This window comes from Streptococcus ictaluri 707-05 (assembly GCF_000188015.2).
In the GTDB taxonomy this organism is placed as follows: Bacteria; Bacillota; Bacilli; order Lactobacillales; family Streptococcaceae; genus Streptococcus; species Streptococcus ictaluri.
On record NZ_AEUX02000003.1, the window covers coordinates 75,240 to 88,163 of the forward strand.

Annotated in this window: 10 protein-coding genes and 2 pseudogenes; 11 read left to right on the forward strand and 1 reads right to left on the reverse strand. The window is 37.4% G+C overall.

All coding sequences use genetic code 11. The annotated features are described in order from the left end of the window. Nucleotides 1-21: 21 nt before the first annotated feature. The 10 genes and pseudogenes from argR to recA all read left to right on the forward strand — a co-directional run bounded on the left by argR (nucleotide 22) and on the right by recA (nucleotide 10,853). Nucleotides 22-459: an arginine repressor gene (argR, locus tag STRIC_RS02370; protein ID WP_008087744.1), complete on the forward strand. Its 438-nt coding sequence runs from the start codon at nucleotides 22-24 to the stop codon at nucleotides 457-459. Then, nucleotides 456-809, forward strand: a complete 354-nt coding sequence (locus STRIC_RS02375; protein ID WP_008087579.1) for a YlbF family regulator — start codon at nucleotides 456-458, stop codon at nucleotides 807-809. The genes argR and STRIC_RS02375 overlap by 4 nt, the downstream gene beginning before the upstream one ends. After that, nucleotides 796-3,348: a DNA mismatch repair protein MutS gene (gene mutS / locus STRIC_RS02380; RefSeq protein WP_008087700.1), complete on the forward strand. Its 2,553-nt coding sequence runs from the start codon at nucleotides 796-798 to the stop codon at nucleotides 3,346-3,348. Before STRIC_RS02375 ends, mutS begins: the two co-directional genes overlap by 14 nt. 598 nt (nucleotides 3,349-3,946) lie before the next feature. Continuing rightward, the gene (locus tag STRIC_RS02385) at nucleotides 3,947-4,168 is read left to right on the forward strand and encodes a hypothetical protein (RefSeq protein ID WP_008087610.1); all 222 of its coding nucleotides are present in this window, start codon (nucleotides 3,947-3,949) and stop codon (nucleotides 4,166-4,168) included. A 121-nt stretch (nucleotides 4,169-4,289) separates the two neighbouring features. Then, nucleotides 4,290-6,269, forward strand: a complete 1,980-nt coding sequence (mutL, locus tag STRIC_RS02390) for a DNA mismatch repair endonuclease MutL (protein WP_008087802.1) — start codon at nucleotides 4,290-4,292, stop codon at nucleotides 6,267-6,269. A 67-nt stretch (nucleotides 6,270-6,336) separates the two neighbouring features. Continuing rightward, a complete protein-coding gene (gene ruvA / locus STRIC_RS02395; protein WP_008087747.1) occupies nucleotides 6,337-6,933 on the forward strand; it encodes a Holliday junction branch migration protein RuvA in 597 nt (198 codons plus the stop codon). Nucleotides 6,934-6,942: 9 nt separating this feature from the next. Then, complete coding sequence (locus tag STRIC_RS02400; RefSeq protein ID WP_008087798.1) at nucleotides 6,943-7,518, forward strand: DNA-3-methyladenine glycosylase I; 576 nt, start codon at nucleotides 6,943-6,945, stop codon at nucleotides 7,516-7,518. Between the two features lie 43 nt (nucleotides 7,519-7,561). Continuing rightward, nucleotides 7,562-8,278: a hypothetical protein gene (locus tag STRIC_RS02405; RefSeq protein WP_008087727.1), complete on the forward strand. Its 717-nt coding sequence runs from the start codon at nucleotides 7,562-7,564 to the stop codon at nucleotides 8,276-8,278. Nucleotides 8,279-8,374: 96 nt separating this feature from the next. Beyond that, nucleotides 8,375-9,634 (forward strand): annotated as a pseudogene (locus tag STRIC_RS02410) (competence/damage-inducible protein A). Nucleotides 9,635-9,716: 82 nt separating this feature from the next. Continuing rightward, nucleotides 9,717-10,853, forward strand: coding sequence for a recombinase RecA (gene recA / locus STRIC_RS02415; RefSeq protein WP_008087574.1), 1,137 nt, complete (start codon nucleotides 9,717-9,719; stop codon nucleotides 10,851-10,853). Nucleotides 10,854-11,222: 369 nt separating this feature from the next. Here the strand turns inward: recA and STRIC_RS11705 are convergent. Next, nucleotides 11,223-12,245: pseudogene (locus tag STRIC_RS11705) on the reverse strand (IS30 family transposase). 236 nt (nucleotides 12,246-12,481) lie between these two features. Between STRIC_RS11705 and spx the strand changes: the two are divergent. Beyond that, a complete protein-coding gene (spx, locus tag STRIC_RS02425) occupies nucleotides 12,482-12,880 on the forward strand; it encodes a transcriptional regulator Spx (protein ID WP_008087675.1) in 399 nt (132 codons plus the stop codon). Nucleotides 12,881-12,924: the final 44 nt, after the last annotated feature.

A 12,924-nucleotide genomic window follows, 5' to 3' on the forward strand; every position in this document is an offset into this window, starting at 1 on the left:
ATACAATTGGGGTGATATATCATGAATAAAATGGAGAGACAAAATCAGATTAAGCAGATTATTCAGGCAGAACACATCGGGACGCAAGAAGAAATCAAAAAATACTTACAAAAAGAAGGCATTGAGGTGACTCAGGCTACCCTATCTCGTGATTTGCGTGAAATCGGGCTTTTAAAGTTGCGAAATGAAGAAGGGAAACTCTATTATAGCCTTTCTGAACCCGTCGCAACACCTTTTAGTCCAGACGTGAGATTTTATGTGCTGAAGGTTGATCGTGCGGGTTTTATGTTAGTTCTGCATACAAATTTGGGGGAGGCAGATGTGCTAGCAAACTTAATCGACAATGACAGTATCGAAGATATTTTGGGGACCATTGCAGGTGCCGATACTTTGCTAGTCATTTGCCGATACGAAGAAATCGCAAAACGTTTTGAAAAAGATTTAGCGGCAGGCATATGACAGATTACCGAGTAGCGCTCGACCAGTTAAAGATAGGCATTGCGACTCATCCAAGTGTAAAAAGCTATCAAGAAGCACGACAAGAGTTGATGGATATGACAGATTATGAGAAGAAGTCTTATGATATGAAACGTCAGCAACAAGATTTTTACCTTTTTCAAAAGATAGATAAAGAAAAAGCTGCAGCTTCCGCTAATCAAGAGGCAAATGCTCTTAAACAAGAACTTGACTGTCAGCCAATCATTGAAGCCTATCGTTGCAAAATGCAAGATGCTAGTGATCTGATTCAATACATCACCGGAACTATAGAAGATAAGTTAAATAAGGAGTTAAATAATGGCAAAAGCTAACATTTCTCCTGGAATGCAACAGTATCTGGACATTAAAAAAGATTATCCAGATGCTTTTTTGCTTTTTAGGATGGGAGACTTTTACGAGTTATTTTATGAAGATGCTGTTAAGGCAGCTCAGATTTTAGAAATAGGATTGACGAGCCGCAATAAAAACGCTGAGAATCCAATTCCCATGGCAGGAGTGCCTCATCACTCCGCTCAACAATATATTGATGTTCTGATTGACTTGGGCTATAAGGTAGCCATTGCAGAGCAAATGGAGGATCCTAAACAATCTGTTGGAGTGGTAAAGCGTGAAGTGGTTCAAGTTATTACCCCCGGTACAGCAGTTGATTCAACAAGGCCTGATAATGCTAATAATTTTTTAGTAGCAGTTGATTTTGACGGGACTCATTACGGTTTATCTTATATGGATTTGTCTACAGGAGAGTTTCGTGTTACCGATTTAGCTGATTTTTTGAGTGTTAAAAGTGAGATTCAAAACCTTAAAGCGCGTGAAGTCTTACTTGGTTTTGAACTTTCAGATGAAGAACAGACAGTATTAGTAAAGCAAATGAACCTTCTGCTTTCTTTTGAAGACACTCTCTACGAAGATGAGCGATTGATAAAAGCTGACTTTAGTCCAATTGAACGCTCTGTTGCAGCTAAACTCCTGAATTATGTTCATACGACGCAAATGCGTGAGCTCAGTCATTTACAAGAGTTGGTCCACTATGAGATAAAAGATTATTTGCAAATGTCTTATGCTACTAAGTCCAGCTTAGATTTGGTGGAAAATGCAAGGACTGGTAAGAAACATGGGAGTTTGTATTGGTTGTTGGATGAAACCAAAACGGCTATGGGAATGCGCTTGTTAAAAACCTGGATTGATCGTCCTCTGGTCAATAAAGAAGCGATTCTTGAGCGGCAAAATATCATTCAAGTATTTTTAGATGCCTTTATCGAACGAACCGATTTAAGTGACAGTCTAAAGGGTGTCTATGATATTGAACGACTTTCAAGTAGGGTTTCTTTTGGAAAAGCAAATCCAAAGGACTTGTTGCAATTAGGGCATACCTTAGGACAAGTACCACTGATCAAAGCTATTTTAGAAAGTTTTAACAGTCCTTATCTTGACAAACTTGTCAATCAGGTTGACACAATTCCTGAATTAGAGCAATTAATTAGAAGTGCTATTGACCCGGATGCGCCAGCCACTATTAACGAAGGAAATATTATAAGGACAGGCTTTGATGAGCGATTAGATCATTACCGAAAAGTCATGCGTGAAGGTACTGGTTGGATTGCTGATATTGAGGCTAAAGAGAGACAAAATAGTGGTATTAATAATCTTAAAATTGATTATAATAAAAAAGATGGCTACTATTTTCATGTCACCAACTCTAATTTAAGCATGGTTCCTGATTATTTCTTTAGAAAAGCCACTTTAAAAAATTCAGAACGCTATGGAACAACTGAACTTGCTAAAATAGAAGGTCAAATGTTGGAAGCTAGAGAAGAATCTTCCAGTCTGGAATACGATATTTTTATGCGTATTCGAGCAAAAGTGGAAACTTATATTGATCGCTTACAAGCTCTTGCCAAAGCTCTTGCAACTATCGATGTCTTACAAAGTCTTTCATTTGTAGCTGAAAAAAACCACTACATCCGCCCGCAGTTTAATCAAAAGCATCAGATAAACATTCAAGAAGGTCGTCATGCGGTGGTGGAGAAAGTAATGGGAGCTCAAGAATATATTTCTAATGATATTATTTTTGACGGTCAAACCTCTATCCAGTTAATAACAGGACCAAATATGAGTGGTAAATCCACCTATATGAGACAATTAGCCTTAACCGTCATTATGGCACAAATGGGTTCTTTTGTGGCAGCTCAGTCAGTTGACCTTCCCTTGTTTGATGCTATCTTTACTCGTATAGGGGCAGCAGATGATTTAATTTCTGGTCAATCAACCTTTATGGTTGAAATGATGGAAGCTAATCATGCTATTAAGAGGGCCTCTCAAGATTCTTTAATTTTGTTTGACGAGTTGGGAAGAGGAACAGCTACCTATGATGGTATGGCACTGGCACAATCCATTATTGAGCACATTCATGATCAGGTAGGAGCAAAGACCATGTTTGCAACGCATTATCATGAATTGACAGGGCTGTCAACTATATTGACAAGCCTTGTCAATGTGCATGTAGCTATCTTGGAAAAAGATGGTGATGTCACATTTTTACATAAAATAGCTCAAGGACCTGCTGACAAGTCATACGGTATTCATGTGGCTAAAATAGCTGGCTTGCCTAACTCTTTGTTGAAACGTGCTGATACCGTATTACAGGAACTTGAATCCAAACAACCTTTAGCTATGACATCACATACAGATAAGGATGACTCTTCTGCTACTAACAGTAAAGCACAATTATCGTTGTTTGATACAGAGGATAAAGTTACAGCTATTATTCAAGAATTAGAAGCGCTGGATATTATGAATTTGACGCCAATGCAAGCAATGACAACTCTATATGACTTGAAAAAACGTTTATAACAATAAAAACGGATATTCTACAAATAAAGGAAAGGCCTGTCGTTCGCGTCAAGTCTTTCTTTTATTTTCTGAGACTTTATCATCGTTGTCTAGATCAATAAATAATAGTATGTTAATTAACTAATCTCTTTTATTGTAGGACCTTTTATTTTTCAAAAAGGATGATTTTGCTCTTAGTAGACTGGACAAAAGTCCTAAAAAGGAAGCAGAAATGGTATAATAAAAATGATTCGTTTAGAATTTATGTAGGTGATGACAATTGCGATAAGGTGAATTGCAGTTTCACTTTTAAAAGGATTGAATCATCTAATGATGAGTTACAAGCATGTTGTCAAAAGCTAGTAATAGTTTTTCTGATAATTAGCAGATGATAAGAGAGGTTTTTATGAAACTGTCTTGGTCGCGTTTTTCTTGGTTATTTCTCCCATTTTATTTTGCTGTCTTACAGCTTACACGGCGGTTTATCCCTCCTCTGTATCATTTATTGCAAGTGATTAATGGCTTAGCATTTCTTATTAGTTTCCTTGCTATTGCGTATTTTATTTTAAGATTTATTGTTTTTAACCTTACCTATAATAGAAAGAAGTAGGAAAACGTCATGAAAGCTTTTAAAAAAGTAATTGCCTTTATTTTTGATACCACATTTCAGCTCTTTTGTACCTTATTGGCTTGTTTTATCAGTATTCAGTTTGCATTGGGAGAGAATAAAGTAACTATTACCTTGACACAATGGTCTTGGATTTTACCAATTGCTTTAACAATCAGTATAGTTAAAGCAATTTATGAGAAATGGAAAACCCCTGAGGCCACTAAGCAATAAAAGCTAGACAGATGCTGCTCAAAAAAGTATTCACTAGTCAGTTAAACCACTATTAAAAAGGACAGATACCATTTGGCAAGGTGCAGATCAGTCACCTTTTAGAAAGAGATAAGCAGTCATTATGACAAACATTATTGAATTACCAGAGGTTTTAGCTAACCAGATTGCAGCAGGTGAAGTAGTCGAAAGACCGGCCAGTGTTGTAAAAGAATTAGTTGAGAATGCCATAGATGCAAACAGCAGTCAAATCACTGTTGAAATTGAAGAATCTGGCTTAAAATTGATTCAAATAACAGATAATGGTGAAGGCATGTCTCAAGAAGACCTTCCTTTGAGTTTGCGACGCCATGCGACTAGTAAAATTAAAACACAAAGTGATCTTTTTCGTATCAGAACACTTGGCTTTCGTGGAGAGGCTCTGCCTTCTATAGCCTCTATTAGTCAAATAAGCATCAAAACGGCTACTAAGAATGAAGTACACGGCTCTTTATTGGTAGCAAAAGGGGGTCAAATTGAGACTTTGGAGCCTGTCTCAACGCCTATTGGCACAAAAATAAAGGTCGAAAACCTTTTTTATAATACGCCAGCGCGCCTTAAGTATATGAAAAGTTTACAGGCTGAGCTAGCTCATATTGTCGATGTGATTAATCGCCTCAGTCTAGCTCATCCAGAAGTAGCTTTTACTTTGATTAGTGATGGTAAAACCTTGACACAAACTTCAGGTAAAGGGGATTTAAGACAGGCTATTTCAGGAATTTATGGCTTAAATACGGCTCGAAAAATGATTGAAATCTCCAATGCTGATTTAGATTTTGAGGTGAGTGGTTACGTTAGTTTACCCGAATTGACCAGAGCCAATCGTAATTATATGACGATTTTAATTAATGGTCGTTACATCAAGAATTTTCTATTAAATAGAGCAATTCTAGATGGATATGGTTCAAAATTAATGGTTGGGCGTTTTCCAATTGTGGTTATTGATATCCAAATTGATCCTTACCTTGCTGACGTGAACGTGCATCCTACCAAGCAAGAAGTCCGTATTTCCAAAGAGCGTGAACTGATGACAATCATCAAAACAGCTATTTCAGAAAGTTTGCGTGCGCAAGATTTGATTCCAGATGCTTTGGATAATTTAGCCAAAAGTAGTGTGCGTGGCAAGGATAAGGCTGAGCAAATAAAACTGCCTCTTCAAAGTAGTCAACTTTATTATGACGCTCAAAAAAATGATTTTTTTGTCAAAGAGACAGCTATGTCAGAGGAACCCTTCCTAAACGACTCTTCTAGCTATCTTGACAGACCTGTCAAAGAGATTGACAAGGTCGAGGTAGAAGAAACTTTAGAGCAATATAGTCAACCTAGTGTCAAACATGCTAGTCGTCCCAATCATGAGCAAGCTGAAACAGAACATTCAGGAATTGATTTTAAAAATAAGCAAAAAATGACTCAGATGATTCAGCGTTTGGAGAAAGAAGAGGCGAAGGTCTTTCCAGAATTGGAGTATTTTGGACAGATGCACGGGACATATTTGTTTGCTCAAGGTCAAGAAGGACTTTATATCATTGACCAACATGCCGCCCAAGAACGGGTCAAATACGAGTACTACCGTGATAAGATTGAAGAAGTTGACACTAGTTTACAGCAACTATTAGTTCCCTATCTCTTTGAATTCTCTGGCTCTGACTTCATTAATCTACAAGAAAAAATGTCACTACTAAATGAGGTTGGTATTTTTTTAGAAGCTTATGGGCAAAATACCTTTATACTGAGAGAACATCCGATTTGGATGAAAGAAGATGAAATCGAATCTGGTATTTATGAAATGTGTGACATGCTTTTACTAACCAATCAAGTTTCTGTCAAAACTTACCGAGCAGAGCTAGCTATTATGATGAGTTGTAAAGGTTCGATTAAGGCAAATCATAGTTTGGATGATTATTCCGCAAGACACTTGTTGCTTCAATTAGCCCAGTGCAAAAATCCTTACAATTGCCCTCATGGGCGTCCTGTACTGATTAATTTTAGTAAGGCAGATATGGAAAAAATGTTTCGTCGTATTCAAGAAAATCATACTAGTCTGAGAGATTTAGGAAAGTATTAATAGATAGATTTAGCTTGTAAAAGAAGACGTCAGTTCACTTAGGACAAACAGAAAGAAAAAGGTTAAGATGTACGATTATATTAAAGGTCAACTGACTAAAATAACGGCTAAATACATTGTTATTGAGGCAAACGGGATTGGGTATATGATTCATGTTGCCAATCCTTATAGCTTTACAGATAGTGTCAAGCAAGAGCTAATAGTTTACCTGCATCAAGTTATTCGAGAAGATGCTCACTTGTTATTTGGATTTCATAGTGAAGCAGAAAAAGACGTGTTTTTAAAGTTGATTTCTGTTTCAGGTATTGGTCCAACGACAGCTCTTGCTATTGTAGCTGTTGATGATAACGAAGGCTTGGTCAGTGCTATTGACAATAGTGATATCAAATATTTGATGAAATTTCCTAAAATAGGAAAAAAAACAGCCCAACAAATGGTGCTTGATTTAGCAGGAAAATTTGTGGAAGCACCAAAAGATAACACTGGACGTCAGGCCAAATCTAAAGCTAATGGTAACGCGTCTTTAGATGAAGCTATTGAAGCTTTGTTAGCGCTAGGCTATAAGGCCAGTGAGTTGAAAAAAATTCGAGCTTTCTTTGAAGGAACTAACGAAACCTCAGAGCAATATATTAAATCAGCTCTTAAGATGCTCATGAAGGGTTAGGTGTTTCACATGAAACGTTGTTCTTGGGTCCCTTCTGATAATGGCCTTTATTGTGACTATCATGATAAGGAATGGGGAAAACCGATTTATGAAGATCAAGCTTTATTTGAACTCTTGTGTTTAGAAAGCTACCAGTCGGGTTTATCTTGGTTAACTGTGTTGAAAAAGCGACAAGCTTTTCGACAAGTTTTTCATCACTATGATATTGAAGCTGTTTCAGATGATATTGAAGCTGTTTCAGCTTTTACACAAGAAGAAATGATAGCAGCTTTGAAAAATCCTGCCATTATTCGTCATCGCTTAAAGCTAGAAGCAACCGTTAATAACGCAAGAGCTGTTCAGGAAATTCAAAAAGAGTTCGGCACTTTGTCAAGTTATCTTTGGGAGTTTGTGGAAGGTCAACCCCTTGATAATCTTGTCAACAAAGATAATCCAGTTCCTGCACAGTCTGCTCTGTCCGTGGTTTTGGCTAGAGACCTGAAAAAAAGAGGGTTTAAATTTCTAGGACCTACAACGATTTACTCTTTTATGCAAGCATCTGGCATGATTAATGATCACGAGGAAGATTGTTCTTTTAGGTATTGATCTTATTTTAAAGGGGTCTCATTAATGAGCTAGAGAGGTATCAATGACATTCTGGAGAAATGATTGGTTACGACTACTACTGCTGACTTTTTTAGGGTATCACTTGATCAACAAAGACGCCTTGTTTTTGGTACAGCTAGGCTTGGCTGTATTAGCCATATTGGAAACTTTATTTGTTTTAGAACGTCTCTTTTTTGGTAAGAGAGTAAAGGTGAGAGATTGGTTATCAGTTGGTTTGGCTTATGTAGTGCTTTTAATTTGGCTTTTCCTTCTGACTGGGTGGCTGACTGATAGCATTTTGTTGTTACTCGTTCTTTTCTTAATAATAGACAAAGTAAGTGGTCGAAAAAAAGGAAACTATGTTAATCGCAAGCGGTCTAAGCTTGTAGGTAAGAAAGCTAATGAAAGAGAGTTGGCCAGTGTCGCTTATGCCTATCTCTGTGTTTTATTAGTTGGTATGGTGATAACTGCCTTGACGAGGACTAATATGCTTTGGCTTTCTTTAGGATTCGGTCTGTTACAATATGTTCTTGTGAGTCAAGTTTTCTTGATCAAACTAAGACGTCTTATGTCTTTAAAATGGACTATTTTTTTACGTCTGCTACTGATCCTAACTACTATTTTACCGATAATATTAAAATTATCAGAAATGATGGCTCCTGAAGTGATAAGGCTTAGTTTAATGTTTAGCTATTTGCTTACCGTAGCTCTTATCTGTCATTTTTTATCGCTAGTTTCCTTAAAGTTACTTAAGCATTAAAAGCTTTATGATAAGCTAGGATCATAAAATCTTCGTGAATCGGAGATTTTTTTGTTAGAATGTAAACAGATTACGAATAGATAGGTAGGTGAGGAAATGAGAGCTGAACTGATTGCGGTAGGAACTGAAATACTAACAGGGCAAATTGTAAATACCAATGCTCAATTTTTATCAGAGAAAATGGCAGAAATTGGGATTGATGTTTATTTTCAAATAGCTGTTGGGGATAATCAAGATAGGCTACTGTCAACGATTGCAATCGCGAGTCAACGAAGTGACTTAGTGATTTTGTGTGGTGGTCTTGGACCAACCGAAGATGATTTGACCAAGCAAACTTTAGCCCGCTATCTAAATAAACAGCTGGTCTTTGATCAAAGAGCAAGTCAAAAATTAGATGATTTCTTTTCCAATCGTCCCCAAGTCGATAGAACTTCCAATAATGAGCGTCAGGCTCAACTGATTGAAGGCTCTATTCCTTTGCAAAATAAAACAGGACTTGCAGTAGGAGGTGTTATCAGTAACAAAGAGGTAACTTATGTCCTCTTACCTGGGCCACCAAGTGAGTTGAAACCCATGGTTAAGGAGGAGTTACTTCCTCTTTTAACTGACCATAGGAGTAAACTTTACTCAAGGGTTTTACGCTTCTTTGGCATCGGAGAGAGTCAATTGGTAACAGTCTTAGCTGACTTAATTACTCAACAGACAGATCCAACCATTGCCCCTTATGCTAAAATTGGAGAAGTTACTTTGCGATTGTCAACTAAGTCTGACGATCAAGAGCTAGCTAAGACAAAACTTGATGACTTGGAGTAAAAGTTGTTAGCCACTAAAACACTGCAACAAGAAGAGTTGAGTCACTTTTTCTATGGTTACGGTGAAGACAATTCTTTGGCATCAGAGACAGTAAAGTTGCTGCGAGAAAAAGGAAAATCAGTGACGGCAGCAGAAAGTCTTACAGCGGGTTTATTCCAAGCAACTTTGGGTGATTTTTCAGGAGTTTCACAAGTCTTTGCAGGTGGCTTTGTCACCTATAGTATGGAAGAAAAATCAAAAATGTTAGGTATTCCCTTATCGGATTTAGAAAAAAATGGAGTGGTTAGCGCTTTTACTGCAGAGCAAATGGCGGAGAAATCACGTCAATTGACAGGGGCTGATTTGGGAGTAGGGCTTACAGGAGTAGCGGGGCCAGATTCTTTAGAAGGTCACCAACCAGGAACAGTTTTCATTGGCCTTGCTAGTGAAAATAAGGTAGAATCAGTTAAAGTAATGATTAGTGGTAGAAGTCGCTCAGATGTCCGTCACATAGCCACTTTACATGCCTTTAATCTGGTCCGTAAAGCTTTATTAAAAATGTAAAATTTGTTATAATTGTGGTAGTGTTACTTAGGGGATTAAGGAAGATTTGGCTGAAATATGACCCTAAAAAGAGGAGAAAATATTGGCAAAAAAAGTTAAAAAAAATGAAGAAATTACTAAAAAATTTGGTGATGAACGTCGTAAGGCACTTGATGATGCCTTAAAAAATATTGAAAAAGATTTTGGTAAAGGTGCAGTAATGCGTCTAGGTGAACGTGCTGAACAAAAGGTTCAAGTTATGAGTTCAGGTAGCCTTGCCTTAGATATTGCACTAGGAGCTGGTGGCTACCCTAAAGGCCGTATTATTGAAATCTACGGGCCAGAGTCATCTGGGAAAACAACTGTTGCTCTTCATGCTGTTGCTCAAGCACAAAAAGAAGGTGGCATTGCAGCCTTTATTGATGCGGAGCATGCCTTAGATCCTGCTTATGCAGCATCTCTAGGTGTTAACATTGATGAATTGCTCTTGTCTCAACCCGATTCTGGTGAACAAGGTCTTGAAATTGCTGGTAAATTAATTGACTCAGGTGCCGTTGACTTAGTTGTTGTCGATTCAGTAGCAGCTCTAGTTCCTCGTGCAGAAATTGATGGAGACATCGGTGATAGTCACGTTGGTTTGCAAGCACGTATGATGAGTCAGGCAATGCGTAAATTGTCAGCATCAATCAATAAAACTAAAACAATTGCTATTTTCATTAACCAATTACGTGAAAAAGTTGGTGTTATGTTTGGTAATCCAGAAACAACTCCTGGTGGACGTGCCTTGAAATTCTATGCCTCTGTTCGTTTAGATGTTCGTGGTAATACACAAATTAAAGGTACTGGTGATCAAAAAGATAGCAGTATCGGTAAAGAAACAAAAATTAAAGTTGTTAAAAACAAAATTGCACCACCATTTAAAGTAGCTGAAGTTGAAATCATGTATGGTGAAGGAATTTCACGTACCGGAGAATTAGTTAAAATTGCTTCAGATTTGGACATCATTCAAAAAGCGGGAGCCTGGTTCTCTTACAATGGTGAAAAAATTGGTCAGGGTTCAGAAAATGCTAAGCGTTATCTAGCTGATCATCCAGAATTATTTGATGAAATTGATCATAAAGTGCGTGTTAAATTTGGTTTACTTGAAGAAACTGAAGATGACATTGTAGAAAAAACAGAAGCAGTCGAATCAGATGACTTAGTCCTTGACTTGGATAATGGTATTGAAATTGAAGATTAAAAAAAGACCCAGTGGGTCTTTTTTTCACGAGCCTTGAAATACGAAAGCGAGTCTTCGGACCCAGTGGGCTATTTTTTCGTGAGCTCGAAAACAAGGAAGCGAAGCAAAATCCAGAGGAGTGGCTCTTTTTTCACGAGCTCGGAAATAGCTAAGTAAGTTTTCAAATCGATTAGCTTTTCTTTGATTAAGCTAGCAAGAAGGAAAATGGTTCAATTCCAACAGAATCAGTTGAAAATTTTCAAAAAAGGCTATAAAAATATAAAAGAGTTAGGTGGAATGGATGTTCTTTGCTGGACTTCTAAAAAGAGAAAAAAACGCAAGTTGTCAAGTCAAGTGCAACCAGTTCATAGATAACTAGAGTTCCAGATGTTAAGCTGTTCGGGATAGCTCAAACAGGAATTTTGAGGATTGATATTGAAGAAGTCGTCTTGGGCGCTCATTGATGGCAGTAATATAATTGTCAAGTTCTTCAGAGGTTAGTGGATTAAGTGAGACTCCTTTAGGGACATATTCTCTGAGGAGGCCATTGAAGTTCTCGTTTTTTCCTCTCTCATGTGAAGAATAGGGATGTGCAAAGTAAACTTCAACAGCTTCTAAGTTTGAGAGTAAACTAAACTCAGAACCATTATCCGCTGTGATGGATGCAATAGGATACTGACTGATGAGATGCGTGACAGCACGGTTAATGGTTTGGGACTGCTTGTCTTCTAGCTTGACTCCTAGTGCATAGCGTGTCTGGCGCTCTACCAAAGTCAACATAACAGCTTCACCTTTGGTTTTCTTGCCGAGAACCAAATCAATCTCCCAATCGCCCAAATTCAGAACGATCATTAATATATTCTGGACGTTCTTCGATAGATTTACCTAAAGTCTTCTTATTCGTCTTCATGACTTTCTTAGAACGTTTTCTGATACTAACCATCTTAGGCAAATCGATTGGTTAATAGCTAATACCCCCTCTTTGATATAACGATAAATCGTTTTGGTAGAGGGGACGACTTCTTCAGGATGGTTCACTTTGTAAGTCTGAACAAAACTATCCACACTATGGAGACGAATGTTAGCCGTCAAGGCAGATTCTAATTGTTCAATGAACCTAGCGGAGCAGTCATTCAACTTGAGATAAGAACTCTTTTGACGATTGGTTTCATAGACACGTTGCCCACTATCAGCGAAATAGGCGTTGAAGAAGGTTTGTTTTCCATTCTTATCCTTTACCTGTTCTACTGAACCACGTTTTATTTCTCGGCAGATTGTAGAACGGTGACGACCCAAGAGTCGAGCAATCTCAGCGGGTTTCTTTCCCATTTTAAGATAAGCAGCAATTTCACTCCGTTCTGTGGCTGAAAGATGAGAATAGGATGATTTTCTGGTAGAATTAATGTTGGACATGTTCATCTGCTTTCCATACTGAATTGGGGAATTCTAGTATATCAGACGAACATGTCTTTTTTGTTGCACTTCATTTTACAACGCGGGAAGAGAAAAAAATGACAAAAAGTCCCAAAAATAACTTTATTAAGTAAAAAAATGCTGAATAAGAAATAAATATAGGTCCAAAGACCTATATTTATTAAGAATTGACTATGATACAATATAGGTATCACGAGATAGAAAGTGAGAACAACATGATTAAAATTTATACGATTTCAAGTTGTACGAGCTGTAAAAAAGCTAAAACATGGCTTAATGCACACAAGCTCCCTTATAAAGAACAAAATTTAGGAAAAGAACCTCTTACACGAGAAGAAATTTTAGCTATTTTATCAAAAACTGAAAATGGGGTAGAAAGCATTGTTTCTTCAAAAAATCGCTATGCTAAAGCTCTTAATTGTGATATTGATGAATTGAGCGTTAGTGAAGTGATTGATTTGATTCAGGAAAATCCACGTATTTTGAAAAGTCCTATTTTAATTGATGATAAACGACTACAAGTAGGCTATAAAGAAGATGATATTCGCGCCTTTTTGCCACGTTCTATTCGTAATATTGAAAATACGGAAGCACGTCTACGCGCTGCTCTATAAAAAAGCTCCTAGGAGCTTTTTTATTTTCCCATTACTTGAATTCT

Excerpts from the sequence above, each read along its gene's own strand:
- STRIC_RS02400 (WP_008087798.1), top strand. The coding sequence starts at position 6,943 with ATGAAACGTTGTTCTTGGGTCCCTTCTGATAATGGCCTTTATTGTGAC.
- argR (WP_008087744.1), top strand. The coding sequence starts at position 22 with ATGAATAAAATGGAGAGACAAAATCAGATTAAGCAGATTATTCAGGCA.
- STRIC_RS02385 (WP_008087610.1), top strand. The coding sequence starts at position 3,947 with ATGAAAGCTTTTAAAAAAGTAATTGCCTTTATTTTTGATACCACATTT.
- STRIC_RS02375 (WP_008087579.1), top strand. The coding sequence starts at position 456 with ATGACAGATTACCGAGTAGCGCTCGACCAGTTAAAGATAGGCATTGCG.
- STRIC_RS02405 (WP_008087727.1), top strand. The coding sequence starts at position 7,562 with ATGACATTCTGGAGAAATGATTGGTTACGACTACTACTGCTGACTTTT.
- mutL (WP_008087802.1), top strand. The coding sequence starts at position 4,290 with ATGACAAACATTATTGAATTACCAGAGGTTTTAGCTAACCAGATTGCA.
- spx (WP_008087675.1), top strand. The coding sequence starts at position 12,482 with ATGATTAAAATTTATACGATTTCAAGTTGTACGAGCTGTAAAAAAGCT.
- mutS (WP_008087700.1), top strand. The coding sequence starts at position 796 with ATGGCAAAAGCTAACATTTCTCCTGGAATGCAACAGTATCTGGACATT.
- ruvA (WP_008087747.1), top strand. The coding sequence starts at position 6,337 with ATGTACGATTATATTAAAGGTCAACTGACTAAAATAACGGCTAAATAC.